The organism is Thermogemmatispora argillosa (genome assembly GCF_059696725.1).
Window position 1 is genome coordinate 3,325,318 of the sequence record NZ_AP019377.1, and the last position, 26,591, is coordinate 3,351,908.

General features: G+C 61.9%; 25 protein-coding genes. 17 read left to right on the forward strand and 8 right to left on the reverse strand.

Going from position 1 to position 26,591, the window contains the following annotated elements:
* Nucleotides 1-38: 38 nt before the first annotated feature.
* From AC6H1L_RS12940 to AC6H1L_RS12950, 3 genes are all read right to left on the reverse strand, one after another.
* Nucleotides 39-1,067 carry a bifunctional heptose 7-phosphate kinase/heptose 1-phosphate adenyltransferase gene (locus tag AC6H1L_RS12940; protein ID WP_497597907.1) on the reverse strand — a complete coding sequence of 343 codons (1,029 nt, stop codon included), beginning with the start codon at nucleotides 1,065-1,067 and terminating at the stop codon, nucleotides 39-41.
* The gene (locus AC6H1L_RS12945) at nucleotides 1,064-1,879 is read right to left on the reverse strand and encodes a WecB/TagA/CpsF family glycosyltransferase (RefSeq protein ID WP_497597908.1); all 816 of its coding nucleotides are present in this window, start codon (nucleotides 1,877-1,879) and stop codon (nucleotides 1,064-1,066) included. The genes AC6H1L_RS12940 and AC6H1L_RS12945 overlap by 4 nt, the downstream gene beginning before the upstream one ends.
* Nucleotides 1,880-1,941: 62 nt before the next feature.
* Entirely contained in the window at nucleotides 1,942-2,232 is a 291-nt protein-coding gene (locus AC6H1L_RS12950) for a DUF503 domain-containing protein (RefSeq protein WP_497597909.1), read from the reverse strand.
* Between the two features lie 558 nt (nucleotides 2,233-2,790).
* On the opposite strand from AC6H1L_RS12950, the gene upp reads away from it, so the two are divergent.
* The 3 genes from upp (at nucleotide 2,791) to AC6H1L_RS12965 (ending at nucleotide 5,015) form a co-directional block, all read left to right on the forward strand.
* Nucleotides 2,791-3,459, forward strand: a complete 669-nt coding sequence (gene upp / locus AC6H1L_RS12955; RefSeq protein WP_497601549.1) for a uracil phosphoribosyltransferase — start codon at nucleotides 2,791-2,793, stop codon at nucleotides 3,457-3,459.
* Nucleotides 3,460-3,479: 20 nt separating this feature from the next.
* Nucleotides 3,480-3,959: a hypothetical protein gene (locus AC6H1L_RS12960; protein WP_497597910.1), complete on the forward strand. Its 480-nt coding sequence runs from the start codon at nucleotides 3,480-3,482 to the stop codon at nucleotides 3,957-3,959.
* Between the two features lie 234 nt (nucleotides 3,960-4,193).
* Nucleotides 4,194-5,015 carry a M55 family metallopeptidase gene (locus AC6H1L_RS12965; protein ID WP_497597911.1) on the forward strand — a complete coding sequence of 274 codons (822 nt, stop codon included), beginning with the start codon at nucleotides 4,194-4,196 and terminating at the stop codon, nucleotides 5,013-5,015.
* A gap of 183 nt (nucleotides 5,016-5,198) precedes the next feature.
* Here AC6H1L_RS12965 and AC6H1L_RS12970 read toward each other — a convergent pair whose 3' ends face one another.
* From AC6H1L_RS12970 to clpB, 3 genes are all read right to left on the reverse strand, one after another.
* On the reverse strand, nucleotides 5,199-7,031 hold the full coding sequence (locus tag AC6H1L_RS12970; RefSeq protein WP_497597912.1) for a methyl-accepting chemotaxis protein: 1,833 nt from the start codon (nucleotides 7,029-7,031) through the stop codon (nucleotides 5,199-5,201).
* Between the two features lie 277 nt (nucleotides 7,032-7,308).
* Entirely contained in the window at nucleotides 7,309-8,703 is a 1,395-nt protein-coding gene (locus AC6H1L_RS12975; protein WP_497597913.1) for a LuxR C-terminal-related transcriptional regulator, read from the reverse strand.
* 120 nt (nucleotides 8,704-8,823) lie between these two features.
* Nucleotides 8,824-11,424, reverse strand: coding sequence for an ATP-dependent chaperone ClpB (gene clpB / locus AC6H1L_RS12980; RefSeq protein ID WP_497597914.1), 2,601 nt, complete (start codon nucleotides 11,422-11,424; stop codon nucleotides 8,824-8,826).
* Between the two features lie 271 nt (nucleotides 11,425-11,695).
* Between clpB and scpB the strand changes: the two genes are divergently transcribed.
* Together scpB and AC6H1L_RS12990 are read left to right on the forward strand one after the other, a co-directional pair.
* The gene (scpB, locus tag AC6H1L_RS12985; protein WP_497597915.1) at nucleotides 11,696-12,403 is read left to right on the forward strand and encodes an SMC-Scp complex subunit ScpB; all 708 of its coding nucleotides are present in this window, start codon (nucleotides 11,696-11,698) and stop codon (nucleotides 12,401-12,403) included.
* 107 nt (nucleotides 12,404-12,510) lie between these two features.
* Complete coding sequence (locus AC6H1L_RS12990; RefSeq protein ID WP_497597916.1) at nucleotides 12,511-13,359, forward strand: deoxyribonuclease IV; 849 nt, start codon at nucleotides 12,511-12,513, stop codon at nucleotides 13,357-13,359.
* 252 nt (nucleotides 13,360-13,611) lie between these two features.
* On the opposite strand, the gene AC6H1L_RS12995 is transcribed toward AC6H1L_RS12990, so the two are convergent.
* The gene (locus AC6H1L_RS12995; RefSeq protein WP_497597917.1) at nucleotides 13,612-14,364 is read right to left on the reverse strand and encodes an FG-GAP repeat domain-containing protein; all 753 of its coding nucleotides are present in this window, start codon (nucleotides 14,362-14,364) and stop codon (nucleotides 13,612-13,614) included.
* A gap of 785 nt (nucleotides 14,365-15,149) precedes the next feature.
* Nucleotides 15,150-15,302: a hypothetical protein gene (locus AC6H1L_RS13000; RefSeq protein WP_497597918.1), complete on the reverse strand. Its 153-nt coding sequence runs from the start codon at nucleotides 15,300-15,302 to the stop codon at nucleotides 15,150-15,152.
* 137 nt (nucleotides 15,303-15,439) lie between these two features.
* Here AC6H1L_RS13000 and AC6H1L_RS13005 point away from each other — a divergent pair, with 137 nt between their 5' ends.
* From AC6H1L_RS13005 to hypF, 12 genes are all read left to right on the forward strand, one after another.
* Nucleotides 15,440-16,468 (forward strand): NADH-quinone oxidoreductase subunit B family protein, encoded by a 1,029-nt coding sequence (locus AC6H1L_RS13005; protein WP_497597919.1) that lies wholly within the window; start codon nucleotides 15,440-15,442, stop codon nucleotides 16,466-16,468.
* 202 nt (nucleotides 16,469-16,670) lie between these two features.
* Nucleotides 16,671-18,467, forward strand: coding sequence for a nickel-dependent hydrogenase large subunit (locus AC6H1L_RS13010; RefSeq protein ID WP_497597920.1), 1,797 nt, complete (start codon nucleotides 16,671-16,673; stop codon nucleotides 18,465-18,467).
* 161 nt (nucleotides 18,468-18,628) lie between these two features.
* Nucleotides 18,629-19,288 carry a NifU family protein gene (locus AC6H1L_RS13015; protein ID WP_497597921.1) on the forward strand — a complete coding sequence of 220 codons (660 nt, stop codon included), beginning with the start codon at nucleotides 18,629-18,631 and terminating at the stop codon, nucleotides 19,286-19,288.
* Nucleotides 19,289-19,303: 15 nt separating this feature from the next.
* On the forward strand, nucleotides 19,304-20,077 hold the full coding sequence (locus tag AC6H1L_RS13020) for a DUF5947 family protein (RefSeq protein WP_497597922.1): 774 nt from the start codon (nucleotides 19,304-19,306) through the stop codon (nucleotides 20,075-20,077).
* Entirely contained in the window at nucleotides 20,064-20,723 is a 660-nt protein-coding gene (locus AC6H1L_RS13025; RefSeq protein ID WP_497597923.1) for a DUF6084 family protein, read from the forward strand. The genes AC6H1L_RS13020 and AC6H1L_RS13025 overlap by 14 nt, the downstream gene beginning before the upstream one ends.
* Nucleotides 20,720-21,787: a hypothetical protein gene (locus AC6H1L_RS13030; RefSeq protein WP_497597924.1), complete on the forward strand. Its 1,068-nt coding sequence runs from the start codon at nucleotides 20,720-20,722 to the stop codon at nucleotides 21,785-21,787. The genes AC6H1L_RS13025 and AC6H1L_RS13030 overlap by 4 nt, the downstream gene beginning before the upstream one ends.
* Entirely contained in the window at nucleotides 21,784-22,122 is a 339-nt protein-coding gene (locus tag AC6H1L_RS13035) for a hypothetical protein (RefSeq protein ID WP_497597925.1), read from the forward strand. Before AC6H1L_RS13030 ends, AC6H1L_RS13035 begins: the two co-directional genes overlap by 4 nt.
* Nucleotides 22,123-22,129: 7 nt before the next feature.
* On the forward strand, nucleotides 22,130-22,729 hold the full coding sequence (locus AC6H1L_RS13040) for a hydrogenase maturation protease (protein ID WP_497597926.1): 600 nt from the start codon (nucleotides 22,130-22,132) through the stop codon (nucleotides 22,727-22,729).
* Nucleotides 22,730-22,793: 64 nt separating this feature from the next.
* Nucleotides 22,794-22,898 (forward strand): DUF6893 family small protein, encoded by a 105-nt coding sequence (locus tag AC6H1L_RS13045; RefSeq protein ID WP_497597927.1) that lies wholly within the window; start codon nucleotides 22,794-22,796, stop codon nucleotides 22,896-22,898.
* Between the two features lie 85 nt (nucleotides 22,899-22,983).
* Nucleotides 22,984-23,397: a hydrogenase maturation nickel metallochaperone HypA/HybF gene (locus AC6H1L_RS13050; RefSeq protein WP_497597928.1), complete on the forward strand. Its 414-nt coding sequence runs from the start codon at nucleotides 22,984-22,986 to the stop codon at nucleotides 23,395-23,397.
* A gap of 12 nt (nucleotides 23,398-23,409) precedes the next feature.
* The gene (hypB, locus tag AC6H1L_RS13055; RefSeq protein ID WP_497597929.1) at nucleotides 23,410-24,114 is read left to right on the forward strand and encodes a hydrogenase nickel incorporation protein HypB; all 705 of its coding nucleotides are present in this window, start codon (nucleotides 23,410-23,412) and stop codon (nucleotides 24,112-24,114) included.
* Entirely contained in the window at nucleotides 24,111-26,540 is a 2,430-nt protein-coding gene (gene hypF / locus AC6H1L_RS13060; RefSeq protein WP_497597930.1) for a carbamoyltransferase HypF, read from the forward strand. Before hypB ends, hypF begins: the two co-directional genes overlap by 4 nt.
* Nucleotides 26,541-26,591: the final 51 nt, after the last annotated feature.

Sequence of the window (26,591 nt, forward strand, 5' to 3'; positions counted from 1 at the left end):
TGCTGCCTCCGCCGCTAGTCGGCTCGGGTTCTCCATGCTTACTCATGCAAGGCTTCCATTAACTCTTCTGGTGTATTGCTGGCGCAGCCGAGGCGACGCACCACCAAGGCGGCGGCAACATTCGAAAGAAAGGCGGCCTCAGCCATTGTAGCGCCAGCGGTCAGAGCCAGCGTGAAAGTGGCGGCCACCGTATCGCCGGCGCCATTGGTATCGACCACCTCACTGCTATGGCGATTCAAGCGATAAACCGGCAGATGCAATGGCTCCTTACCAACCTCGAACAGGCTCATGCCCTCGCTGCCGCGCGTGATCAGCACGCCGCGGGCCTGGCTGCCTTCCAGCAGGCGCCGCCCGGCCTCATTCAACTCTGCCTCATTATGAATCGTCATTCCTAGCGTAGCCTCGGCCTCCGGCTGGTTAGGGGTCAAAGCTGTGACGCCCTGGAAGCGGAAAAGCGAGCCATGCGAATCGACCACAATAATCTTACCCAGCTCACGCGCCAAGGGAAGGCAGGCGGCGATGATATCGGGACTAATGACCCCGTTCTCGTAATCGGCGACCATGACAGCGTCCATCGAAGGGAGCATACGCTGAATATAAGCGATGATCTGGCTCTTACAGGGTTCCGTGACCTCCGACGTATCGACGCGGTCCAGGCGCACGATGTGCTGACGCACCACCTGCGGGCTGCCAGCCAGAATACGCGTCTTTGTCGAGGTTGGGCGACTGGGATCAGTGAAGAGGCCCTCCTGATGAATGCCCCAATCGCGAATCGCCTGACGCAGGCGAGCCCCTGGGGCATCATCGCCAACCACACCGGCCAAGAAGACCTCTGCGCCCAAGGCGCGCGCGTTGACAGCGACATTGGTCGCACCGCCTGGAATAGTGCGCTCTTCGCTCAGCTCAAGAATTAAGACCGGAGCCTCGCGTGCGATGCGGGTCGGGCGTCCGATCAAATACTCATCGGCAACCATATCGCCGATGACCAGCACGCGCTTGCCGGCGAAGGAAGAAATAAGAGCACGCAGGCGCTCAAGCCTGCTGGCGTCAAGCTCTTCCTGCATCATGCCTGTGAGTGCCTTCCTCGTCCCTTGAAGATTACCATCAGTGCAAAGCGGGGCAAAGCCAGCATGCGGCGCCAGCGCCACGGCTCGCGATAGAGGCGATAGAGCCATTCGAGGCCCAGGCGCTGCCAGGCGCGGGGTGCCCGCTTCTTACGGCCCGAAAGGAAATCAAAGGCGCCGCCGACTCCCATCGCCACAGCCACCGGCAAGCGCGACAGATTACGCCAGATCCACAGCTCCTGAGCGGGGGCACCGTAGGCCACGCAGAGCAAGTCGGCCTGAGCGGCGGCCAGGCGCTGCAGAATCGCCTCCTCCTCAGCGGGATCAGGCGAACCGGCGTAGGTACCGGCGATCTGCAAGCCGGGAAAGCGCGCGCAGAGGCGGGCAGCGGCAGCCTCGGCCACACCGGGTGCGGCGCCAAGCAAGTAGAGACGATAGCCGTGGGTGGCGCAGCGCTCCGCCAAGGCCGGGATCAAATCGGTGCCGGTAATGCGCTCAGGAGCAGGCTGACCCAGGTAGCGCGTCGCCCAGACCACGCCAATGCCGTCGGGTACGTTCAAAGCTGCCTCATTGATGGCCTGGCGAAAGGCCGGATTGCGCTGCGCCTCCATCACGAACTCAGGATTGACGGTGACGATCTGACAACAGGGCAAACGATTGCCGCTAGCGCGCCGGCGGCGGATCTGCTCCTCAATGAAGGTGACAGCTTCCTCCTGCGTAACGCGATCGATGCGCACGCCGAGCACAGAGACGGAGCGCCTCCCCCCCTGCCTCTGGCTAGGCGTGCGCGCCACGTGCTCTACAGATGACATCATGCCTGTTTACTTCTCGGTTGCTCAGCTCGATGAGGCGAGCCTGGCGGGGGCGGGCATCACCATCACCAGCTCATAATCTCGGTCTTGGCGTCGGTCACAATCACATCGGGGCGTGCCTCCTCGATGAAGCGCCAGACGTGATCAAGCACCTCTTCGGCGTGCTGACTGCTCGTGCTCACGTAGGACAGCCCCAGGTACGCGATCTGCCAGCGATCATGCCCATCCACCTCGGCGATCGCTACCTCGAACTGATTGCGTACGCGCGCCATGATCGATTTCAGAACCTGCCGTTTCGCCTTCAGCGAGTGGCACGACGGCAGATGCAAAGTGATTTGACAGACTCCCACGACCATGAGGCTAGTATAGCACAGTTGGTCAGCTATCGTGATCTACTCGTCTTCACTTGCCTGCCTTATCGATCGCGAGGCCCCAAACCAAGCTAAATCAGGCCAGCCTGGTCTGTCTCCAGCATGGTGAGCGTCCTGATGGCGAGCTGCCATGCTGACTGCTCAGTCGCTCACGGCGTCTCTCTCGCTTCACCTGCCTGCTGTCACCGGCTCGCGGTAACGCGCGGCGCGGGTCAACCTGCAGCCTGGCGGTCACACTGGCCGTTCGTCTACCACACAGGCCGGAGACAGTCTGAGTGGATGAGTGAGTGAAGCAGGACCGCTGGCTTGCCGCCGGGCCAGTTGCCAGAGAGATCGGCCAGTAGCCTGGTATCTCTTGCCCGCTGAGCGAGCGGCTTGCTGGCAATTGGCGGGCGGGGCGGGACACTCTCGACGCCCTTCATTATGGATGATAGAATGGCATCAAGGCAACCATACAGGCCACTTTTCTTTTGCCAGGAGCATGAAGGAGAAGGCAAGATGACAGAAGTTGGTATTCGGCGCGAAGAACAGCCCGTGCTCCCAATGCAGGGAGTGCCCCAACCTCGTCGAGAAGAGGTGCTCAATCTACCGCGTGTACATATATCGAACCATCCAGTAGTAGCCCATAAGATGACAGCGCTGCGCGACAAGCGCACGCCGCCAACCGAGTTCTATCGCCTGCTCAAAGAGATAGGGGCCTTGCTGGCCTATGAGGCTACGGCAACGCTCTCGCTGGAGCCGGTGGAGGTTGAGACACCACTGCAGAAAACTACCGGCCAGCGTCTGGCTGGCGGCATTGGCATTACGCCGATCCTCCGCGCCGGCCTGGGACTGGCCGAAGGGTTCCGCGAGGTCATCCCCGACGCTCAAGTCTGGCACCTGGGCTTACGGCGCGATGAGCGTACACTCAGGGCCCAGGAGTACTACAATCGGCTGCCAAGTACTGTAAATCTGCAGGTCTGCTATGCGGTCGATCCTATGTTAGCTACTGGCGGCTCGGCGATTGATGCCATTACGATTCTGAAGGAGCGGCATATTCCGCGCATCTGCTATGTGGGCATTATCGCTGCTCCCTATGGACTGCTGCGCCTCTCTCAGACTCATCCAGATATCGACATTTATATTGCAGCTCTTGATGAGAGCCTCAACGAGTATGGCTTCATCCTGCCGGGCCTCGGCGACGCCGGCGATCGGCAGTTTGGAACCTTCTAAGGAGGACAGCGAAGGGTGCGATGTCGGATGTGAAACATGACCAGAATCAGCCCAGCGCAGGAGCGGCTCAGGAAGCCGTCGGGCAGGAGCAGACAACAGGGGAGGCCGCAGCCTCTAGAGCGGCTTCCCAGACCAGTGACAGTGAGGCAGGCGCCGGGCGAGCCGGACAGTCCACGCCGGCGGCTGCGTCTAGCACAGATGGGGAAACAAATGGGGGTCCGCTGGGCTGCTGCCTGGGCGTGACCGTCGGTCTCCTGCTCAGCCTCTCTCTGCCTGTAGCCGCACGCCTCATCGGCTCGCCAGTCACTGATTTCCTCAATGGGGCCTTATTGCGGGTAGCTATGGTTCTGGCTGCTCTGGTGGCAGCCAGCATCTGCGGCTACTTTGGCTGGAAGATCGGACGTCTTCTGTATCGTGAATATGAGCTAAGTCCACGTCAGCGGCGCCGCCTGGAGGAGCTAGAGCGCAAATACGCTCAACGTCAGCGACGCCGGCTCTAAGCAAGTCTGCGTGTGCGAGGGGGAAGAGGTGCCTGCTGAGTAGCGCCAGAACACCTGATTTCACCCATCTCTGGATAGAGGAAGACCGGAGGAAGGTAGGGGGTGGCCTTGTTTTTTTTGCCTTTTGATGCCTTGCTACGTCATATAAGATAGAGAAAGCCAATGCGCGAACAGCAGGCCTGTATAAGAGTGTATAAGCGGTTCAACATCAATTGAGAGAGAGTTTTTTCCCCTATGCGTATTGTTATTTTTTGCGACATGGAAGGAGTGGCCTGTATTGAGAAGTGGGAGCAGGTCACGGCAGGTCATCCGCTCTATGAGGAGGCGCGCAGGCTCTATACCGAGGAGATGAATGCAGCGGTGCGCGGAGCGCGCGCTGCCGGGGCCACAGAAATCACCGTAGTGGACTGTCACGGGGCCGGCGGAGCCTATAACTTCAAAAGCTTTCTCCCGGAGCGTCTGGAGTCGGGGGCGCAATATGTCCTGGGGCATCCCTGGGCGCGTTACATCGAGGCCTTCGAGCGCGGCTGCGACGCCATCCTCTTTGTGGGTGCCCATGCGATGGCCGGCACGCCTGACGGGGTACTCTGCCATACCGTCTCTTCCGAGGCCTGGTACAACGCCTGGATCAACGAGACACGTGTTGGCGAAAGCGGCATCCTCGCCGCGATCGCTGGCTGCTGGGATGTGCCTGCCGTCTTCGTCTCGGGGGACGCGGCCACCTGTCGCGAAGTGACGGCGCTGCTCGGCCCACAGGTCGTCACAGCCGAAGTCAAGCGCGGCCTGAGCCGCTTCTCTGCAGTCCATATGGCGCCCCGTGATGCCTGCTCACTGATCGAAATGGGCGTTGCCCGGGCACTGAGTACACGCAACTGGCCCAAGCCCTACAAGCCAGCCACAACCCCGGTCACCTTCAAAGTCGAACTGGCCTCACCTGATCGGGCGAGCGACTTTAAGGGGCGGCAGGGAGTAGAGATTGTCGAGCCGCGGACGGTAGTCTCAACAGCGGCAACCTTCTGGCAAGCCTGGGACCAGTTCTGGTATCGCCACGCCTGACTGAGGAAGGGCGCGCCTGCACAGGTGGACCCAATTCTTTAAAGTGATCATCGTCCAGGCTAGCTGGATTCTCTGCCGGGCCAGAGCCAGACCACTCCTCCTGGCCCGATGGCGCCGCTTCCAAAGCAGGTATCTGCCTGCCCGCCCGGCCTGGCAGGGGACCAGCCTAACTGCGAGCCTGCTTCACAATTCTTCCTTCACCTTGAAGGGAGCCACACGTCGACGCAGGCTCTCAGTCAAGCCTGCCATCGCATCGACTGACTGCTTACAGCGCTGCAAATGCTCATTAAGCTCCGCGCTCATGCGAGACATCTCCTCGACCGAGGCGATAGCCAACTGCGAACTTTTGCTCTGGCGCTCCGTATCGACATGGATCACATCGGCCAGATCGGCGATCTGCTCGGCCACCGTCAGAATGGCATCTAGCTCGATGCCGGTCTGCGTCACCAGATCGGTCTGAGTGATCACCTGCTGCGTATTGCGCTCCACACTTTGAGAGATAGCCGTCGTCTCATGCTGTACTGTACGAATATGGGTAGCCACCTTACGCGCCGCTTCAGCGCTGCGCACGGCCAGCGTGCGAATCTCTTGAGCAATCACTGCAAAGCCCTGCCCATACTCGCTAGCACGCACGGCCTCAATAGCCGCATTGAGCGCCAACAGATTCATACTGGCCGTCAGATCAGTAATAGCCGTGACCGTCTCGTTAATCTCCTGTCCACTCTCGCTCAAGCGCTTCATAAGGCGGGCCGACTGCATGGTAGCCTCACGCACCTGACGAATGCCCTCCACTGCCCGATCGACGGTCTCCTGACCCTTAGCCGTCACGTCCAGGGCCTCTGAAGTCATCTGCGTGAGCTTGCCGGCGTGCTCGCCTAGCTGGCGGATAAGAGCGGTCAACTGATCGACCTCATGCGAGAGATGGTAGACCTGGCGCTCCTGTTGGTCGGCATCGCGTACCAGCAGCTCAGTGCTGCGCTGCAAGTTATGGACCTGATCATCAAGGATGCGAGTAGTTTTCTGCACCTCGGAGACGATGGCATGAAGCTGATCGATCGAAGCATTCAGCAGTTCCACCACCGGCTGTAGCGAGGCGTGCCGGGCCTGCAGACGAACCCGCAGATCGCCACGGCTCAGCGGCTCCAGATCGGCCTGTAAAGCAGCGATGGCCTCCTGCAGAGCACGATGCTCGGCCTCCTGCTGAGCGAAGACCTGGGCGTTATCGATCGCGATGGCCGCCTGGTTCGCAAAGAGTTCGAGGATCTCGATGCGCTCAAGCGTGGGAATCTGGCCGTCCTCCGGCTCGTCGAGAGAGATAAAGCCGACGAGCTGTTTCTTGCGAGGGCTATAGAGCGGCACGATGAGCATGTCGAGTGGATGCCAGCCACCGGGCCGATAGTCGCTGAGCGGCATATTGCCAACCAGGGTCACATCGGCAAACTCATGAATGTGCTCATGAGAAATAAAGTAACTCTGACTGATGCGGAACTCTGGCCGCATCTGGCGCAGCATCTGCTCCACCCGCATTGGATGCTCAGTGAGGCGACGCTGATCCTCAGCGGAGATGCCCGCAAAAGCCACAGCTTTCAGATACTCGCTATTCTCCTGCAGCAGCTTAATCACCGCGCTACGGAAACCAGTGCAAGCGGTAATCGAGGCCGCAATTTGCTGGAGCACCTCCTCAAGACCCAACTCAGCGCGCAACATGTTCCCCAGGCGGATCAGCTCCTTGACCTGGCGTGTATACAGCGCCTGGTCCTGAGTCGCAGGGCCAGGCAGGCTGGACGCGCTCGTAGAGCCTGTAGCGGGTACCGAGGATACGGCGGACTGAGGCCGTAAGGCGGAGCGCTCGCGCTCCGATGAGGTATTGAGCGGGGGGAACGTCGTCATAGCAGCCCTACTCCGTGCATGGTTAGTTTCGTGATGAACGCTCCGTTCCTGGCGTGTCGGCTCGTTGCCGCTGCGCAGGCGTACACGCAGGGGAATAAACCAGTTCTGGTGTTTTCTCTCTGCCATGCCAGCATCGTAATCCTTTCCAGTGCGGCCCGCGCGGTCTGGCCTGGCGGCAAAAAGCGAGGCAGCCGGTTTGGCCTCCTATGCTCCCGGTCCCGGTGGGCGAAAAGGACTCTCATGCCGCGCTAAAAAGTCGCCTCCAGTCTCAGGGTGAGGATAGCATATTCTCATGCAAGAGTACAAGGTGACTGGGAAGATGGTTTCGCCCCGAGGAACCCGGGCACATCAGACCGATGACGAGCAGGGCTGTAGAGAAGCGGCGCTTACCGCCCCATTTGTCCTACGCCTCAGTCGAAGTCAGAGCCTCAAGCGAGAGCAGACCCTCCTCTAAGGCCCGACTCAGGGCCTCGGTGCGTCCTGAAACGTGGAGCTTCTGGTAGATATTGGCCAGATGGAAGTTTACGGTACGCTCGCTGACCTGCAAACGGCGGGCGATTTCTTTGTTGCGCAGACCGCGTGCCAGCAACCACAAGACCTGGCGTTCGCGCGCGGTCAGCGAAGTTGTGGCGGGGGTCCCCTCCGTCCGCTGGCTGAGACGCGTCAGCAGGCGGGCCGCAAGTTGGGGCTGGACGATCGTTTCGCCCTGTGCGACCAGGCGAATCGCCTGGACCAGCTCATCGGGAGCCACTTCCCTGAGCAGGTAGCCGTCGGCCCCTGCTCGCAGAGCCGCTGCGAGCTGCTCAGGTTGACTGGAGGCAGAGAGGATAAGAATGCGGGTATCGGGGCTGAGCTGTTTCATCTGACGCAGCGTTTCCATTGCTTGCTCATCAGGCCGCGGAAGATCGAAGAGCACCACCTGCGGCCCCAGCTCTAAGGCCTCGCCGCTGGCCTGAATACCATTAGCCGCCTCACCAATGACCTGCAGATCGGGATAGCTCTCCAGCAGACGGCGCAGACCAGCGCGCATCACTGGCTGACCGGCCACTACCAGCAAGCGCAGGCGCTGCGCTGGCGTCTCTGTAGCGCGCGTAGGGGACAAGGCGGGCAAGCCAGCACCCGGCGGACGCTCGTAGGGTAGACTAGCGCTGATCTGATGACCCTGACCCGGCGTGGCACTGATAGAGAGCCGGCCGCCTGCTGCCCGTAGCTGCTGGTCCAGCACCTCTAGCGCCTCCTGGCCAGTGGTAGCCGGCGCAAAGGGGGGCGCCGCCACGCCTGAACTCGCCTCCTCTTCAGAGGCGATGCCATCGTCGGTGAGAGTCAATTGGAGGCTCTCACGGCCATAGTGCAGGGCCAGGCGTAGATGATGGACAGCGCGATGACGGGCAACGGCAGCGAGGGCCGCGCGCGTCAAACGATAGAGCAGCACGGCAATCAGAGGGTCGAGCCGTCGCGCCTCGCCTGTCACCTGAACCCGGCTCGCCACACCGAGAGCCTCAGCCCGCTCCTCGACCAGCCGCCCCAGAGCCTCCGCCAACCGCTCTGTCTGGCTCTCCGCTTCCTCGCCGGCGGAAGCCTCGCCCGTCAGGCGCAGCTCAGCTAGCAAAGCGCTTACCTCTTCCTCTATCAGCGCCAGACCTTGGGCCACGCTAGACACCTGCTCGGGAGTCGGCGGCTTGCTCAGTAAGGTACGCAAGGCACGGAGCTGCACAGCGATCGCGCTGAGCGTATCAACTAAGCTGGCACTCTGTTCAGGCTGGGAGGCGTAAACGCTCTCCACTGGTAGTGATAGCATGACAGCACACTCTCCCAAAATAGGACAGGCCAGCCGGCCCTACCGTGCTCCTGATAGTCCGGCCCGGTCCGGCTGGCGCCGCCCAGCCAAAGCCAGTAGCCACCGGTGAAGCCTGCTTGCTCAGACCTGGGCAGGCGCGCGCACTGGCTCGATCACAATCTGGCCGTTGCGCGCATCGATCTGCACCGTATCACCCTCGCGAATTGTTCCGTCCAGCAAAGCCCGCGCCAGACGATTTTCGACCTCGCGCTGGATCACCCGTTTGAGCGGGCGGGCCCCGAAATGAGGATCGTATCCCTCGCTCGCCAGCAACTCGCGAGCCGCCTCGCTCACCTGCAACGTGATATGTCGCTCGGCCAGGCGCGGGCGCAGGCGATTGATCTGAATATCCACAATCTCCTTGATCCGCTCAGGCGTCAGCGGATGGAAGATCACAATCTCATCGATGCGGTTGATAAACTCTGGACGGAAGCCCTCCTCGCGCAGGCGCTGTCGAACCTGGCGCTGTACCTCCTCCTCATCGAGGCCCTCCAGCTCAGGCAGCCAGGCCGTGCCCACATTGCTCGTCATAATGATCACCGTGTTCTTAAAGTCCACGGTGCGGCCCTGACCATCCGTCAGGCGACCGTCGTCGAGCAACTGCAACAGCACATTAAAGACATCGGGCGCCGCCTTCTCGATCTCATCGAAGAGCACCACGCTATAAGGATGGCGGCGCACGGCCTCCGTCAACTGGCCGCCCTCCTCATAGCCCACATAGCCCGGAGGAGCACCGATCAGGCGCGAGACGCTATGTTTCTCCATGTACTCTGACATATCGATGCGCACCAGCGCCTGTTCATTATCGAAGAGGAACTCGGCCAAAGCCCGGGCCAACTCCGTCTTACCGACGCCAGTAGGACCCAAGAAGAGGAAGCTCGCCAGGGGACGATTGGGGTCCTGCAAGCCAGCGCGGGCGCGGCGAATGGCATCCGAGACCGCGCGCAGGGCGTGATCCTGGCCAACCACCCGCTCGCGCAGGCGCTCCTCCATCTTCAGGAGCTTCTGGACCTCGCCCTCCATCAACTTAGCGACCGGGATATGCGTCCACTTGGAAACGATCTCCGCAATATCCTCGGCGTCAACCTCCTCCTTCAGCATACGCGCCCCCTGGATCTCGCTGAGCTTACCCTCCATCTCGCGGATGCGACGCTCCAGCTCGGGAATAACACCGTAGCGCAAGCGCGCCTGCTCCTCCAGATTATATTCGCGCTCTGCCCGCTCCAAAGCCACCTGGGCCTCCTCCAGCTCTGTTTTCAAGCGGCGCAGCGTCTCCACCGGCTCCCGCTCCCGCTCCAGCGAGAGACGCAAACTATGCAACTGCTCATTCAGATTAGCGATCTCCTGCTCCACCCGCTCGCGTCGCTCACGGCTGGCCGGGTCCGTCTCCTTCTTGAGCGCCTCATGCTCGACCTGGAGCTGACGGATGCGGCGCTCCAAGGCATCGATCTCGCTGGGAGTGCTGTCCAGCTCCACGCGGCGTCGGCTAGCCGCCTCATCGATCAAATCGATGGCCTTATCCGGCAGGAAGCGGTCGCTGATATAGCGCTTCGACAGCATAGCCGCCGCCACCAGAGCGCTATCCTGAATGCGGACGCCGTGGTGAACCTCATAGCGCTGCTTCAAGCCGCGCAGAATACTGATCGTATCCTCGACCGATGGCTCCTCAACCATAATTGGCTGGAAGCGGCGCTCCAGAGCGGCATCTTTCTCGATATATTTACGATACTCGTCGAGCGTTGTTGCGCCAATGCAGTGCAGCTCGCCGCGCGCCAGCAAGGGTTTCAGCATATTGGAAGCGTCCATCGCCCCCTCAGCGGCGCCGGCACCCACCAACGTATGCAGCTCATCAATAAAGAGAATAATGCGTCCTTCAGAATTCTGGATCTCGCGTAACACCGCCTTCAGGCGCTCCTCGAACTCGCCGCGATACTTGGCCCCGGCGATCAAAGCGCCCAGATCAAGAGCAATAATCTGCTTATCCTTCAGCGTCTTAGGCACATCGCCGCGCACAATGCGCTGAGCCAGGCCCTCAACAATGGCCGTCTTACCAACACCGGGGTCACCGATCAGCACAGGATTATTCTTCGTGCGCCGGCTAAGCACCTGGATGACGCGGCGGATCTCCTCGTCGCGTCCAATCACCGGATCAAGCTTACCCTGAGCGGCCAGGGCGGTCAAATTGCGCCCATACTTCTCCAGGGCCTGATACTTCCCCTCGGGATTCTCATCCGTCACGCGCTGCGAGCCGCGGATGGCACTGAGCGCACGCAGCGTCGTATCGCGTGTCACGCCAGCGGCGCGGAAAGCCCGCTGAATAGCATCGCCGCCGACCTCAAAGAGCGCTAGCAGTAAATGCTCAACACTTAGATACTCATCCTTGAAGCTAGCCATCTGACGCCAGGCCTCTTCCAAAACCCGCCGCAGTTGCGGCGAAAGGCCTGGCTCACTGCCACCATAGACGCGCGGCATGCGCTCCAACTCATTGCGTACCACACGCCGCGCTGCTGCCAGGTCACCCCCAGCCTTCTGGATAATCTCGCTCGTGATGCCCCCCTGCTGCTCCAGCAGGGCATAGAGCAAGTGCTCCGGTTCAATCTGGCTATGATTATAACTACGCGCTAACTCTGATGCATCCGTGATGGCCTCGCGGGCCTTCTCGGTTAAGCGCTCCAACTTCATGGCTCTATGGCCTCCCCCTGTCTGCAAACTTCTTACCTTGTCTGTTACTATACCACATTGAGTGCATCATTGCAAGAAGATTTGAGTGTCTTCTTATCAAAGTTGGGCGGAGAGACCAAAAATTGGTGGCTATGCTCGGCGGGAAGGCTATGGTATAATGGCCGCGCCGTCTCCGTCCCCTCATTCGGGGGGGAGCCGATCGAATCGCTCAGGTCAGTCAGTGACTCACTCACTCACCCACCATCCACCCACTATGCGGAGGCAGGACAAGGTGAGCGCGGAGACGCCGCATGGCACGAGAGAAATAGCTGCTCTGCCACAGGCGTTACAGGGAGATGAGGCGCGCATAGCAGCGGCCATTGAAAGTCTACTCTTCGTAGCAGGGCGTCCGCTAGAGCAGAACGAGCTGCGCAAAGTATTGGGAATCGGCGAGGAGGATCTACAGGCGGGTCTGCGCGCGCTGGCGCGTGACCTGGAGGAGCAGCGACGCGGACTACGCCTGCAGCGTCTGGGCACTCAGGTGCAGCTTGTCACAGCGCCTGAGAATGCGCGCTATGTGGCGGCATTGCTCGGCCTGCCATTGACCGCCAAGCTGACGCCGGCAGCCCTGGAGACGCTGGCGGTGATTTGCTATCGGCAGCCGATTACGCGCGCCCAGATCGAGGCCATTCGTGGGGTCAACAGTGATCGGGCCCTGGCGAGCCTGATTCAGCATGGGCTGGTCGCCGAAGTGGGACGGGCTCCGACGGTGGGTCACCCGGCGCTCTTTGCAACCACTCCCGAGTTTCTGCAGCAGTTTGGGCTGACGAGCCTGGATGAGTTGCCGCATATCGATGGCCTGCCCGATGTTCAGCGCGCTGTTCAGGCTCTGCAGGAACGGCTGCCTTTGGGTGAAGGCTCGGCCACAGCGGGCGAACGACGTGAGCAGCTACCTGAGAGCGAGCATCACGCTTCTTCACCAGAAGAGGCGAGGCCCTGAGCGCCGTGGCTGAGCTGGAAACAGGAGGAGGGCGAGACTCCGGGCCGAGTCAAGACCAGAAGGGACCTGAAGATAGAAGTAAGGGCAAGATGCGGATAGGACGACATATGCCTCTCAATGGCAGGCCACTGCGGGCGCTAGAGATAGCCTGTTTCCTGGGCTGTGAAACCATCCAGCTTTTTGCGAGCAATCCTACGGGCTGGAAGCCGCCGACTGGCGGTGAAGAGGCAGCGCGGGAGTTTGCTCAGGCCGCCCGGGCTCGGGGTTTGGCGCCAGTGATTGTGCATGCGCCGTATTTGATCAATCTCGCCTCGCCACGTGAGGAGATCTGGCAGGCCTCGATCAGGTTGCTCTCCTGGACGCTGGCACGGGCAGCCCTGCTGGAAGCCTCCGATGTGGTGGTGCACATCGGCAGTCACCGCGGAGCTGGCCTTGAACAGGGCATTGCGCGCCTGGTCGAAGCCCTGCGCCTGGTGTTGTCCGAGATGCCAGCGGGCGTACGCCTCTTGCTCGAAAATGATGTTGGGGCCGGCCATACCCTGGGGCAGCGCTTTGAGGAGCTGGCCACCGTGCTGGCTCATTTGCCGGAGGCACAGGAGTGCTTGGGAATCTGTCTGGATACGGCCCATCTCTGGGGAGCAGGCTACGATATCGGCTCTCCTGCAGGAGTAGAGGCCGTGCTGCAGCGCTTCGCCGAGCTGGTAGGTCTCTCTCGCCTCAAGGTGCTTCATCTCAACGATAGCCGGCAGCCGCTCGGAAGTCATCGCGATGTGCATGCGCGCGTCGGCGAAGGGCTGATCCCCTTAGCTGGACTGCAGGCGCTCCTCAGCGATGCGCGTCTGGCCACGCTGACAGTTGTGCTGGAAACACCCATCAAGCGCGACGAGCAGGACCGCGAAGATTGGGAACATGATCGGGCGCATCTGCAGTATGTCAAAAGCCTGCGCGCCAGCTAGTGACCGCTTCACTCCGCTGCCGAGGCAGGGGCAGGCTGGAGAAGGAAGAGGTCCGTCTCAGCCTGCGAATGCTTGATTCGGGCAAGCAACCACCAAAAGAAAAGCAGAGGACGGAAGCCAGGTTCGCCGACAGCCGGCTCTGAGCCGAACCAAGGCGAGCGAAAGCCTGCTTCTGTCCTCTGTATGAATGGCAGGCTGAGCAGATAGGCCCCGAAGGGCCACAGACGCCACGGCTGGTGGCTGGCGCCCGACTTAGAGATTGATGTGATCAGCGGCAGTAGCGGGCCGGAACGTATCGCCGTCGTTGAGCAAGACAAGACGCTGCTCGCCGATATGGACGATCAGATCTGGCCGACCGTCGCCGTTCACATCATGGACCTCGGCGGTAACCGGAACCAGGTCCTGATTGGAGCCGAAGAGCACTGGGCCATTGTAGACGCGCGCGTTGCTGCCGTCCCCACCAGGAAATTCAATGATCTCAACATGTCGATTGAGATTGATAAAGACAAAATGGGTGGGATGGCTTGGGCTATCGTGATGCCCGACCACGGCGTCCATCTGCCAGGTGCGTGGGCGCCCAAACTGGACATCCTCCTGATGGAGCTGCCACCAGGAACCGAGGTAAGCCAGGCCCAGACCGAGCAGGGCAGTGAGCAAGAGGCCGAGAACGAAGAGGCGCAGGGCCCAGAAACGACCCATACGCCGGGCCTTGATGCGTGTCGGAGCGACGGCGCGCAGGCCCTCGGGCACCACCGCTTTGGAGGTCGTGCCGTGTTCTGGCCTCAGCTGATTACTGGCGCGCCGCCGTTGGATGAAAACCGCTGGCTGCGGGCCAGTGAGTCCGCTCAACGGGCCGGCCACGTCCGCGCGTGCGGGTGGCAGGGGCTGATAGCGGCGTGTGCTGCTCGGCAGCCGCGGCGCAAGGTAGATGGCATCATCCTCCTCCCCGGTGATGGCCTGCCTCTTCCTGGTCACCCCGGGCGGCTGACGAAGCTGTATGGTCATGGAGTAGTTTCCCCTTTTTTGCCGGCCCATGTGGGCCTAGAATGCATGTTCTATATACTAAGGTGATCACGGCTCGTTTGTCAAGTCCCCCGGTATGAAAATCTTAGGTATCATTTGAGTGAAACAGCGTATAACAATGTGAGACAGATGCAGCTGTGTTGCAACGCTAATATCCATTGTGCCAGATTCCCGCTTGACTCTGGCGATTTGTCTATGCTATAGTTGATTCTGTCTCGGGATGCTTGCCGGGCATGAACCTCAACAATACTACTGAAGAAGCCAAAGTCCATCCCTGAGCGGAAGTTTCTGTCAAAAGTCTCGTCAGAACAAGGAAGCGCCATTTGCTCCAGGGAAGAGCTGGTCCTTGAACGTCGTGCTGTTAGCATGTGTTGCGCCCAGGAGGAGAGACGGCGGACCGGCTGAGGGCTTTCCGGCTGTGCTGCTTACATCGGAACCCCCTTGCCTGCTCCTTTGCTGTGTGGTCTTCGTCACCGGAGTGTGTGCCCTTCTTGACTTGCTATTCTGTATGCTGACCTGAACCAAACCCGAGCTGCGTTTTCTCCTAACCGAGGCTTGCTTTGGCCCTGGTGACCACTACTGCCTGGGGCTTCGCGCGCCTGCCGCCTGAGAAGACAAGGAGAGGCTGCCTTTGGCGCTCGCCGCGGAGGAGAGGGTCCACTTGTCCGTCCCGTTTCGTCTTGCGCTTACGTTGATGATCTCGGGCTGGGGCCTAGCGGTGGGAGAGTACTTTGTGTCTCCGCTTCTCGCCGGGTGATGGCCATGCGTTAGCCCGGCTGGCGGGCGAAGCGGCTCGTGATTTGGTGCTGCTCGCTATCCTCAATATAGGGACGAGGGAGCGTGCTGGTTGTTGGGATGGCTGCGGTTTTACTACAGTGAGCAAGGAAGCCCGGAACGGAACGAAACGGAATACGCTGCATCCGCAGGCAGCAGAGGCTGTAGCGTGTGCGTGTGTCTGGTGTTGTTCATCTGAGAGCCGGTCGGTGAGCCAGTCAATGCACTGGCCTAGCTGCGAGCGTGCCTGCATGTGCGCGCTCATGTTGAAGGAGGCACCGCTATGACCAGGACGCGCGTGGAGGCGGTCCATATCGTCTGGATCACTGCGGGCCTGGGCTGTGATGGCGACTCGGTCTCAATTACGGCGGCCAGTCAGCCAAGCCTGGAGGATGTGATCCTGGGAGCCATTCCGGGACTTCCCCGCGTCTATTTGCACAATCCTGTCCTCGCCTATGAGCTGGGCGGCGACAGCTTTATGACCTGGTGGTACCAGGCCGAACGTGGCGAGCTTGATCCCTTTGTGCTGGTGGTCGAAGGCTCGATCCCCAACGAGCGCATCAAGCGGGAAGGCTATTGGGCCGCGCTGGGAACTGATCCGGCGACTGGGCAGCCGATCACGACCTGCGAGTGGATCGATCGGCTGGCGCCGAAAGCCTGGGCGGTGGTGGCCATTGGGACCTGCGCCACCTACGGCGGTATCCATGCCATGCAGGGCAACCCCACAGGGGCGATGGGCCTGGCTGACTATCTGGGCCACTCCTGGAAGTCGTGGGCTGGTATTCCCATTGTCAATGTTCCTGGTTGCCCTGTGCAGCCGGATAACTTCATGGAGACGCTCCTCTATCTGCTCTATCAGGCGGCGGGTCTGGCGCCGATGATCCCCCTCGATGACCTCGGACGTCCCACCTGGCTCTTTGGCAGAACAGTTCATGAGGGCTGCGACCGCGGCAGCTATTATGAGCAGGGCGACTTTGCTACCGAGTATGGCGCTCCTCAATGCCTGGTGAAACTCGGCTGTTGGGGCCCGGTCGTACAGTGCAACGTGCCGAAACGCGGCTGGATGGCCGGCATTGGTGGCTGTCCCAACGTGGGCGGGATCTGTATCGGCTGTACCATGCCTGGCTTCCCCGATAAGTTTATGCCCTTCATGGATGAGCCGCCCGGGGCCAAGCTGTCGACGGGCATCGCCGGCGCCTACGGCGGCGCGATCCGCGCTCTGCGCAATATTACGAAGTCGACACTCAATAAGGAACCTTCGTGGCGCCGTAAGGGCCAGGAGTTAGCAACCGGTTATCAGCCGCGCTGGTAGCGAGAACCATCGTAAACGTTTCGACGGGCTGCAGCGCCTCCAGCATATTGGAAGAGCTTGGCTCAAAGTGGATAATTGTGTGCCGCCGTCCTTTGTTGCGCTGTTAGCTTGTCTAGACCCTTGCTCATTGATGTGGATGCAAGAAGAACATGGCCGGCACTCTTTGGCTCGCTTTGGCCTGTTCAGCAAAGGAGAGAGCACGATGACCACTGAAGTACGACGTCAGGCTGCCCCGGCTGAGCCTGGCCAGGTGATTGAAATGGCCTGGGACCCGATTACGCGCATTGTGGGCAGTCTGGGAATCTATACCAAGATCGATTTTAAGAAGCGGCAGGTCGTGGAGTGCTACAGTACGTCGTCGATCTTCCGTGGCTACAGCATCTTTCTGAAGGGTAAGGACCCGCGCGATGCCCATTTCATCACCAGCCGCATCTGTGGGATCTGTGGAGATAATCACGCGACCTGCTCGGTCTATGCGCAGAATATGGCCTATGGGGTGAAGCCGCCGGCGCTCGGCGAGTGGATTCTGAACCTCGGCGAGGCGGCGGAGTACATGTTTGACCACAACATCTTTCAGGAGAATCTGGTCGGGGTCGATTTCTGCGAGCAGATGGTGCGGGAGACCAATCCCGGCGTCTGGGAGCTGGCCCAGAAGACCGAGGCCCCGCATGCCAGGGACCACGGCTATCGCACGATCGCCGATATTATGCGGGCGCTCAATCCCTTCACGGGCGAGTTTTATCGCGAGGCGTTGCAGATGAGCCGCCTGACGCGCGAGAAGTTCTGCTTGATGGAGGGGCGCCATGTCCATCCGTCGACGCTCTATCCCGGCGGCGTAGGCACGGTGGCAACGGTCCAGCTCTTCACCGACTACCTGGTCCGCCTGATGAAATATGTGGAGTTTATGAAGAAGGTCGTTCCCTTGCATGATGACCTCTTCGATTTCTTCTATCAGGCCCTGCCTGGGTATGAAAAGGTCGGCCAGCGGCGTGTGTTGCTGGGCTGCTGGGGCTCGTTCCAGGACCCCGACGTCTGCGACTACGATTATCGCACGATGGATAAGTGGGGACGGGCCATGTTCGTGACGCCGGGCGTGGTGGTCGATGGGGAGCTGGTGACGACGAGTCTGGTCGATATCAATCTGGGGATTCGCATCTTACTGGGTAGCTCCTATTACGAGGATTGGGAGAACGAGCGGACCTTTGTCGATCGTGATCCGCTGGGCAACCCGGTCGATCAGCGCCATCCCTGGAACCAGACGACAATTCCGAAGCCGCAGAAGCGCGATTTCAAAGGGAAGTATAGCTGGGTGATGTCGCCGCGCTGGTACGATAAGCGCACGGGGCAGTATCTGGCGCTGGATACGGGCGGCGGGCCATTGGCGCGCCTGTGGGTGACGGCGCTGGCGGGCCTGGTCGATCTGGGCGGCTACATCAAGGCGACCGGACACAGTGTCAAGATCCGCTTGCCGAAGACGGCGCTGAAACCCGAGGTCGAGTTTGAGTGGAAGATCCCGAAGTGGAGCAATGCCCTGGAGCGCGATCGGGCCCGCTCGTACTTCCAGGCCTATGCGGCGGCGGTGGCGCTCTACTGTGTGGAGAAGGCGCTTGCCGAGATCCGCGCGGGTCGCACGAAGACCTGGAGCGATTTTACAGTGCCCAAGGAGGCCATTGGCTGCGGTTTCCATGAGGCGGTGCGCGGGGTGCTCTCGCACCATCTGGTGATCGAGAACGGCAAGATTGCCAACTATCACCCCTACCCGCCCACGCCCTGGAATGCCAGTGTGCGCGATATCTATGGGACGCCCGGCCCCTATGAGGACGCGGTCCAGAATACGCCGATCTTCGAGGAGAATGGCCCCGACAAGTTTAAGGGCATCGATATTATGCGCGCGGTGCGTAGCTTCGATCCGTGCCTGCCCTGCGGGGTGCATATGTATCTAGGCAACGGCAAAGAGCTGCAGGTCGTGCATTCTCCGACCTTCGGGCGAGTGCAGTAAGGAAGGTGTGGCGAGCCGGAGCAAGCCAGGCCACGTTCTGTGAGCTGGGGCGGCCAACCAGCAGCAGAGGCACGGAGTGGCCTGCTGACCAGGCTGTCAAGGGGCGGCCCGCTACGGTGCCTTGCCAACAGGCGGGCCGCCGGAATCAGGAGGAGAAGGCCATGAGCGGTGGTGCGCCGGAGCACCAGAGACGCCAGGAGCCTCATCCAGCTCAAGAGATTGAGCGTCTGCTAGCAGACATCGAGCGTCTGCCCGATCCCCATGCGCGTGCTTTCGCAGAGGAGCTGGTCCGGGCGCTGGTGGCGCTCTATGGTGAGGGCCTGCGGCGTATTGTGGAGCTGTTGACGGCTGTGGAGAGCACGCGCAGGCTGGCCTCTGCTGTCGCTCCGCCTTTGCTCGATCTGCTGACCAGCGATGAGCTGGTCGCCAGTTTGCTGCTCTTACATGATCTGTATCCTGTCCCGCTCAAGGAGCGGGTTGAGCGAGCGCTAGAGGAGCTGCGGCCTGTGGTTCAAGGGCATGGCGGTGAGCTGGTGCTCCTGAGCGTGGCCGATGGCGTGGTCTCGCTGCGTTTGAGTGGGAGCTGTCGCGGCTGTCCCGCCTCAGTACAGTATCTGCGGCAGAGGATCGAAGAGGCGGTGTATCGTGCGGCTCCCGATCTAAGCGGCTTGGAAATCGAGGAGGGGGATGAGGAGGCCGGAACGCCGGTCCGGGGCAAGACGCCGCTCCCGGTGGTCTTTGTCCCGCGCCGGCGTGGCGGCGGTGGCTCTCCGGCTGGGGTAGGGGCAGAGGAGCCGGGGACCGGCGCGAGAGGGGGGTGAGCAGCAATGAGGTGTGTGGGTGATGTGTGGTCGGAGCTGGGGCCTGGCCTGCTTGCCTGGCGTGAGGAAGCGGGCGGCGAAAGTGAGCAGCAGATGAGCCGGGCCCCTATGGCGCTCCCTTTGGGCGCGCTGCGGCGCTTCGTGCAACGCGAAGTCAAGCCGCAGCGCGGCCCCCTGGAGCATTGTGAGCTGTGCCGGGCGGTGCTCCTGCCGACCCACCGACATCTGTTTGCCCCCGAGCGACGTCAGGTGCTCTGTGTCTGTGATCCGTGTGCACTGCTCTTCCGCGTCGGGGCTGAGCGAGGCCAGAGCCGCTATCGCTTGATCCCCGAGCGTACCCGCTGGCTGCGCGACCTCGTGCTGACTGATGGCGAATGGGAGGCGCTAGGGTTGCCAGTGAACCTGGTCTATCTCTTTTACAGCACGCCAGCGGGGCGTGTGCTGGCCTTCTATCCCGGCCCGGCAGGCGCGACAGAGTCCCTGCTGAACCTCGACGGCTGGCAGGGACTGGTCGCACGCTATCCGCTGCTGGGGGAGCTGTTGCCCGATGTGGAGGCCTTGCTGATCAATCGGGTCCGCGGCGCGCACGATTATTATCTGGTGCCGATCGATGTCTGCTATCGCCTGACGGGCCTGATCCGCTCCTCCTGGCGTGGCCTGAGCGGCGGCCCCGAGGTGGAGCAGGCGCTACGAACCTTTTTCGGCGAGCTGCAAGCGCGGGCTGAGGTCGTGACGGCTGGGCGAGCGGCGCCGGACCTTGGGGAAGGGGAAAACGATGCCGGATCTTGACTTTACCGTCGTTGGCGCAGACGTGCCAGCCTATGCCGCTGCACCCATGTTGCTCTTTCGCCTGCAGCTCCGCAATCGTCTGCCCGGCGAGCCAATCCAGAGCGTTGTCTTGCGGGCCCAGATCCAGATCGAAGCCACGCGCCGGCGCTACAGCCCTGTGGCCCAGGCGCGCCTGCTGGAAGTCTTTGGCGAGCCAGCTCGCTGGGGCGAAACCTTGCGCTCGCTCCTCTGGGCACATGCCGGGACGGTCGTCCCGCCGTTCAGCGAGCGTACGGAGGTCGAACTGCCGGTCTCCTGCACCTACGATTTCGAAGTGGTCAGCACCAAGTATTTTGCCGCCCTGGAAGGCGAGGAGGGAGCCATTCCGCTGCGCTTCCTCTTCAGCGGTACGGTCTTCTACGAGGGCGAGGATGGGCGTCTCCAAATCGCCCCGATTCCCTGGTCAAAGGAGGCGACCTTTGCACTGCCGCTGCAGTGCTGGCGTGAGCTGGTCGCGCGCTTCTATCCGGGGAGCGCCTGGATTCGCCTGCAGCGCCAGGTCTTCGACCGGCTCTATGCCTATAAAATGGCCCGCGGACTGCCGACCTGGGATGAGACCATACTGCGCCTGCTGGCGGCGGCTGAGCGGGAGGTGAGCCAGGGATGAAGCTGGAGACGATTCAGGCCATCGCCGATGCGGTGCTCTATGAGGGCTATTTGCTCTATCCGTACCGTCACTCGGCCCTCAAGAACCGTCAGCGCTGGACCTATGGGGTGGTCTATCCGCGCGCCTACAGCGAGGCGGGCGGCGAGGTGGAACCCTGGCGCATGCAGACGGAATGTCTGCTAGAGGCCAGGCTGGAGGCTGATCCGCGGCTCGCGATCTCTGTCCGCTTTCTCCAGTTGATGCGCTGTTGGCGCCCAGAGGCCCAGAGCATAGGGGCAGAGCCGGCAGGGCAGCCGCAGGAACGAGCGTTGCTGTGGGCACATACCTCGATAGCAGGCACGTGGGAGGAGGGAATCGAGCGCAGTGTGAGCGTAAGGGCGTTGCCGCTGTGTGACCTGCTCCAGACGGAGCGGTGTCTGCCTTTCGCGTTTCCGGCACGGCGCCTGGTGGAAGAGGAGCCGGTCAGAGCAATCGCGGGCAGATCAGGGAGCATTGTGCGCGAAGGGCGTGCGCTGAGCGGTGAGGTCCGCATCACTGCGAAAGCGGTGCCTGAATACGAGGATCTCTGGAAATTACGCGTGAGCGTGGTCAACACAACCGCTGTGGAGACCCCCGCCGAGCTGCGCGCACAGGAGGCCCTGCTCTCGGCCTGCGTTTCAACGCATACCATCCTCCAGGTGGAAAGGGGCGCCTTTGTCTCCCTGATGGAGCCGCCCGAAGCCTTGCATCAGGTCGCGGCCTCCTGTCAGAACTGCGGTACCTGGCCGGTCCTGGTAGGTGAGCCCGGCGAGCGTGACGGCCTGCTCTCGGCACCAATCATCCTCTACGACTATCCGCAGATCGCCCCCGAAAGTCCAGCTCCCCTCTTCGACGGCACCGAGATCGATGAGCTGCTGGCCTTGCGCATCTTGACGCTGACGGACGAGGAGAAGGAGCAAATTCGCCGGGCTGACGCTCGCGGGCGGGCTGTCTTGGAGCAGGTCGAGCAGATGACGCCGGAGCAATGGCTGCAGCTCCACGGTACTATTCGCGGGCTGCGCTCCCTGGAGGAGGGTGGGTCATGAACCTCACCGGTGCCAACGGCTGGATCTTTCCAGGCGAGGATGACCCTCCGCCGGAGACGATTACGATTGCAGGACGCCAGGTAAGGGCGGGGACACGCGTACGCCTCTGCCCAGGGCGAGCGCGGCGCGAACGCCTGGCCGATGCCTTTGATCTGCTGCTGGAGGGGCGCACTGGGCGCGTCGAGGTCATCCACCAGGATTTTGAGAACCGCCTTTACCTGGTGGTGACTCTCGATGATGATCCTGCTGGAGACCAGGGGGACGAACGCCTGCTGCCGGGTCATCGCTTCTTCTTTTTCCCGGAAGAGGTGGAGCCACTCGCTGAGGAGGAATGAGGCGTACATGGATATAGATGAGCAGCATCAGCAGCAGCTACAAAAGGAGCTAGAGGAGACCGTTGCCCAGGCGGCCCGCGGTGGGCTGCGGCGCCTGCTAGTGGCTGGCATCGGTAATCTCTTTCTCGGCGACGACGGTTTCGGCTGCGTAGTAGCTCAGCGAGCGCGCGGACGCTATCCACCCGAGGTGGAGGTGGTCGACTTCGGTATTCGCGGTCTGGAGCTGGCCTATGCGCTCCTCGATGGCTATCAGGCGCTGATTTTGATCGATGCCGTACCGCGTGGCGGCAATCCGGGCACGCTCTATCTGCTCAAGCCGCTCTTGCCCCCGGAGGACCAGGCTGCCGATCTGGCCGCTGGCAGGCTGGGGCTGGAAGCGCATAGCCTTGATCCTGTGCGTGTGCTGACCTATGCCCGGGCCCTTGGGGCGCCGGCCATTCCGGCGTTAGTGCTCGGCTGTGAGCCAACGCCGCTCGACAGCGAAGCGGGCGACGAAGAGCTACAGATAGGGCTGACTCCTCCAGTGCAGGCGGCGGTCGAGCGTGCTCTACTGCTACTCGACACCATTGTAAACCAGCTCTATGCCGGCTCAGGCCCTGCTGATTGAAGTGAAGCCAAGGCTTCTGTCCATACTGGAAAACGCAGAGCTGAGCTGAAAGGAGGTACTGTCGATGGTCAAATGGATCATGAGCGCAATCGTACTGGCTCTGCTGGTCCTGGTGCTCAGGCAGCAGCTACCTGATATCCAGCGGTATTTACGCATTCGCTCGATGTAGGGGAGGAGAAAGCCGTGGATGGGGCTGCAGATGAGCAGGCACTAAGAGGATGGCAGAGAGAGGAAAGGCGTTCTGGGCATAGCTGATGCGGCAAGGAGAGATAGGTACGGTCATGCATGAGCTGGCGCTTGCCCAGGGCATTATCGAAACGGTGGAAGCCCGGGCCGAGGAATGCGGTGTCCAGCGGGTGAGAGCGGTCCATCTGCGAGTGGGCGAAGCCAGCGGTGTCCTGGTGGAGGCCTTGGAGTTCGCCTTTGAAATGCTGGCGTCGCTCTCGCCCACCCTTGCCGGGGCGCGGCTGGCCATCGAAGTGACGCCGCATCGAGCCTGGTGTGAGCCGTGTGCCTGCGCCTTTGCTGTCGTGGACTTCGTTGCCCGCTGTCCCACCTGCGGCACCTGGTCCAGGCGCATTCTCTCGGGCACCGAACTCCAGATCCTCGACATGGAAGTTGGGGCTGATAGCGAGCAGGGAGGCCAGGAGCAGGAGAGCAAGCTGTGAGGAGCGGCACCTATGCCCAGAGTGACGATTGCCAGAAACATTCTGGCGGCCAATGATGAGATTGCGGCGAATGTGCGGCAACGACTGGCGACTGCCGGCGTGCGCTGTATCAACCTGATGAGCGGCCCGGGAGCGGGCAAGACGACCCTGCTGGAACGCAGCGTCGCTCATCTGCGTGGACGGCTGGCTGTGGGGGTCATCGAAGGCGATATTGAAACCAGCCTGGACGCCGAGCGTATCGAGGCCGCCGGGGCGCAGGTGGTACAGATCAATACGCGCGGGGCCTGCCACCTGGAGGCCCATATGGTGCGCGATGCCCTGGAGGCGCTTGATCTGCAGCGCCTGGACCTGCTCTTCATCGAAAACATCGGCAATCTGGTCTGCCCGGCGGCCTGGGACCTGGGCGAGGATCTGCGGGCCGTCGTGGTCTGTACAACCGAGGGTGATGAGAAGCCGGCCAAGTATCCGCAGATCTTTGCTGCCGCCCAGGTGCTGGTGATCAATAAGTTGGATCTCTTGCCCTACGTAGACTATGACCTCGAGCGCGTGCGCGCTCAAGCGCTGGCCGTCAATCCAGAGCTGCACATCTTCGCGCTGAGCTGCCGCAGTGGCGAGGGACTGGACGCCTGGTGTGACTGGTTACTCTCCTTCGCGGGCAAGCGCCCTGTGGTCTCCACCCGTGAAATGCCGCACCTGACGGGAGGGGCGACAACATGAGCGAGCGTGTGTCTGGCGGAGCACCAGCAACTGTGACGGCGCGGCTGCGGCAGCGTCTCACCGTGACAGGCATCGTGCAGGGAGTGGGTTTTCGCCCCTTTGTCTATGCGCTGGCTCAGCGTCTCCACCTGGCGGGCTTCGTGCGCAACGACAGTCGCGGCGTGACCATCGAGATCGAAGGACCAATGGAGGCGCTGACCCACTTCTGTGAGCGCTTGCAGCAGGAGGCCCCCCCGCTGGCGCGCATCGAACGTGTGACGGTTGAAGCACTCCCGCTGCAGCACGAGACGGCCTTTGTGATCGCACAGAGCCAGGAAAGCAGCGAGCGCAGCGCCTTGGTCTCGCCCGATATGGCCACCTGTGCCGATTGCCTGCATGAGCTTTTTGATCCGGCGGATCGCCGCTATCGCTATCCCTTCATCAACTGTACCAATTGCGGACCGCGCTTCACGATTATCCAGGATGTGCCCTATGATCGTGAAAAGACAACGATGCGCGTCTTTCCTATGTGCCCGACCTGCCGCGCCGAGTACGAGGACCCGACCAATCGGCGTTTCCACGCGCAGCCCAATGCCTGCCCGGATTGTGGGCCACAGCTCAGGCTGGAACTCTGGGACGAAGAGCTGCGCATCCTGGCCGCGCTGAGTTCCGAAGAGGCAGAAACAAGCGGAAGGGCGGATCTGATCGAGCAGGTGGCCCGCTTGCTCGCGCGCGGGGCCATCCTGGCCATCAAAGGCCTGGGCGGCTACCATCTGGCCTGCGACGCGCTGAACTCTGGAGCTGTCCAGCGATTGCGGAGGCGCAAGCAGCGTGAGGCCAAACCCTTCGCCCTGATGGTGCCCGACCTGGGGACGGCGCAGCGCCTCTGCGTTATCAGTGAGGCCGAAGCGGCCCTGTTACAGTCGCCGCGCCGGCCCATTGTCCTGCTTGAGCAGCGGCCCGCCTGTCCTGTAGCGCCCGCTGTGGCCCCTGGCTATCGCACGCTGGGCGTGATGCTCCCCTACACGCCGCTCCATCATCTCCTGCTGCAGGCCTTTGCCCAGTGCATAGCCGCTGAGCGTCCGCCGGTGCTGGTGATGACCAGCGGCAACCTCAGCGAGGAACCGATCGCCTATCGCGACGACGAGGCCCGCCGGCGCCTGGGGGCCATTGCAGATGGCATGCTCAGCCACGATCGCGCCATCCACATGCGCTGCGACGACTCAGTCACGCGTCTGGTCGCTGGCGGAGAACAGCTCTTCCGGCGCTCGCGTGGCTACGTCCCCGAACCGATCACCCTGGCCTTCGAGCTGCCGCGGCCCGTGCTGGCTTGCGGAGGGCATCTCAAAAACACCTTCTGTCTGGGCAAGGGGCGACAGGCCTTCCTTGGGCATCACATCGGCGACCTGGAGAACCTGGAAACCCTGGCCTCCTTCCGGGAAGGCATTCAGCACTTCCAGCGCCTCTTTAACATTGTGCCCGAGGCCGTGGCCTACGATCTCCATCCCGACTATCTGGCCACCAGATATGCGCTGGATAGCGGCCTGGAGCCGCGCATCGGTGTCCAGCACCATCACGCCCACATTGCCAGCGTCCTGGCCGAGCATGGACTGAGTGGACCGGTGATCGGCCTTGCCGCCGACGGAACGGGCTATGGCACCGACGGAGCCATCTGGGGCTGCGAAATCCTGCTGGCTGATCTGCGCAGTTTTGAGCGCCTGGCCCACCTGGCCTATGTGCCGCTGCCCGGCGGAGAGCAGGCCGTCCGCCAGCCGTGGCGCATGGCGGCGGTCTACCTGGCGCGCACCTATGGCGAGCGCTTCCTGACCCTCAACATCCCCTTCGCCCGGCGCCTTGACCGCAGCACCTGGCGCATCCTGGCGCAGATGATCGCCCGCGGCCTCAACTCGCTGCCCACCTCCAGTCTGGGGCGCCTCTTCGACGCCGTAGCGGCCATCCTGGACCTGCGTGACGAAGTGCGCTACGAGGGGCAGGCCGCCATTGAGCTGGAGATGCTCGCCAGCAGTGTTCCCCCGGACGAGCAGCCGCCCTATCCCTACGCGGTCCTGCACTCGCAGCAGGGGCCGCTTCAGCTCGACGTGGCTCCCTTGCTCGCCGCCCTGGTTGAGGACCTTCAGCGTGGCACAGAGCGGGCGCGAATCGCCCGGCGCTTCCACCGTTCGCTTGCTACCATGTTCTCGGATCTCTGTCGGCAGATCAGGGAGCGCACTGGCCTCGCGCAGGTGGCCCTCAGCGGCGGCGTTTTTCAGAACCGTCTCTTGCTCGAAGAACTCGTCAGCGAGCTGCAAGCCAGTGGCTTCGCTGTCTATCTCAATCGCCGTGTGCCGCCCAACGATGGCGGGCTGAGCCTGGGGCAACTGGCGGTCGCGGCGGCCCGTCTGGCGGCGGAGAGCGGCAGCGCCGCGCCCGAGAGGTCAACGGCATAGGCGTCGGCTACTAGCGGCAGGCGCCTTGAGCCGAGCAGATCGCCTCAGCGT

Coding starts and splice junctions, on each gene's coding strand:
- AC6H1L_RS13040 (WP_497597926.1), top strand. CDS start 22,130: ATGGATATAGATGAGCAGCATCAGCAGCAGCTACAAAAGGAGCTAGAG.
- AC6H1L_RS13005 (WP_497597919.1), top strand. CDS start 15,440: ATGACCAGGACGCGCGTGGAGGCGGTCCATATCGTCTGGATCACTGCG.
- AC6H1L_RS13045 (WP_497597927.1), top strand. CDS start 22,794: ATGGTCAAATGGATCATGAGCGCAATCGTACTGGCTCTGCTGGTCCTG.
- AC6H1L_RS13035 (WP_497597925.1), top strand. CDS start 21,784: ATGAACCTCACCGGTGCCAACGGCTGGATCTTTCCAGGCGAGGATGAC.
- AC6H1L_RS13010 (WP_497597920.1), top strand. CDS start 16,671: ATGACCACTGAAGTACGACGTCAGGCTGCCCCGGCTGAGCCTGGCCAG.
- AC6H1L_RS12990 (WP_497597916.1), top strand. CDS start 12,511: ATGCCTCTCAATGGCAGGCCACTGCGGGCGCTAGAGATAGCCTGTTTC.
- AC6H1L_RS12970 (WP_497597912.1), bottom strand. CDS start 7,031: ATGGCAGAGAGAAAACACCAGAACTGGTTTATTCCCCTGCGTGTACGC.
- upp (WP_497601549.1), top strand. CDS start 2,791: ATGCAGGGAGTGCCCCAACCTCGTCGAGAAGAGGTGCTCAATCTACCG.
- hypF (WP_497597930.1), top strand. CDS start 24,111: ATGAGCGAGCGTGTGTCTGGCGGAGCACCAGCAACTGTGACGGCGCGG.
- AC6H1L_RS12950 (WP_497597909.1), bottom strand. CDS start 2,232: ATGGTCGTGGGAGTCTGTCAAATCACTTTGCATCTGCCGTCGTGCCAC.
- AC6H1L_RS12995 (WP_497597917.1), bottom strand. CDS start 14,364: ATGACCATACAGCTTCGTCAGCCGCCCGGGGTGACCAGGAAGAGGCAG.
- AC6H1L_RS13025 (WP_497597923.1), top strand. CDS start 20,064: ATGCCGGATCTTGACTTTACCGTCGTTGGCGCAGACGTGCCAGCCTAT.
- AC6H1L_RS12940 (WP_497597907.1), bottom strand. CDS start 1,067: ATGATGCAGGAAGAGCTTGACGCCAGCAGGCTTGAGCGCCTGCGTGCT.
- AC6H1L_RS13050 (WP_497597928.1), top strand. CDS start 22,984: ATGCGGCAAGGAGAGATAGGTACGGTCATGCATGAGCTGGCGCTTGCC.
- AC6H1L_RS12960 (WP_497597910.1), top strand. CDS start 3,480: ATGTCGGATGTGAAACATGACCAGAATCAGCCCAGCGCAGGAGCGGCT.
- AC6H1L_RS12965 (WP_497597911.1), top strand. CDS start 4,194: ATGCGTATTGTTATTTTTTGCGACATGGAAGGAGTGGCCTGTATTGAG.
- AC6H1L_RS13015 (WP_497597921.1), top strand. CDS start 18,629: ATGAGCGGTGGTGCGCCGGAGCACCAGAGACGCCAGGAGCCTCATCCA.
- clpB (WP_497597914.1), bottom strand. CDS start 11,424: ATGAAGTTGGAGCGCTTAACCGAGAAGGCCCGCGAGGCCATCACGGAT.
- AC6H1L_RS13030 (WP_497597924.1), top strand. CDS start 20,720: ATGAAGCTGGAGACGATTCAGGCCATCGCCGATGCGGTGCTCTATGAG.
- AC6H1L_RS13000 (WP_497597918.1), bottom strand. CDS start 15,302: ATGCAGCGTATTCCGTTTCGTTCCGTTCCGGGCTTCCTTGCTCACTGT.
- hypB (WP_497597929.1), top strand. CDS start 23,410: ATGCCCAGAGTGACGATTGCCAGAAACATTCTGGCGGCCAATGATGAG.
- AC6H1L_RS12945 (WP_497597908.1), bottom strand. CDS start 1,879: ATGATGTCATCTGTAGAGCACGTGGCGCGCACGCCTAGCCAGAGGCAG.
- AC6H1L_RS12975 (WP_497597913.1), bottom strand. CDS start 8,703: ATGCTATCACTACCAGTGGAGAGCGTTTACGCCTCCCAGCCTGAACAG.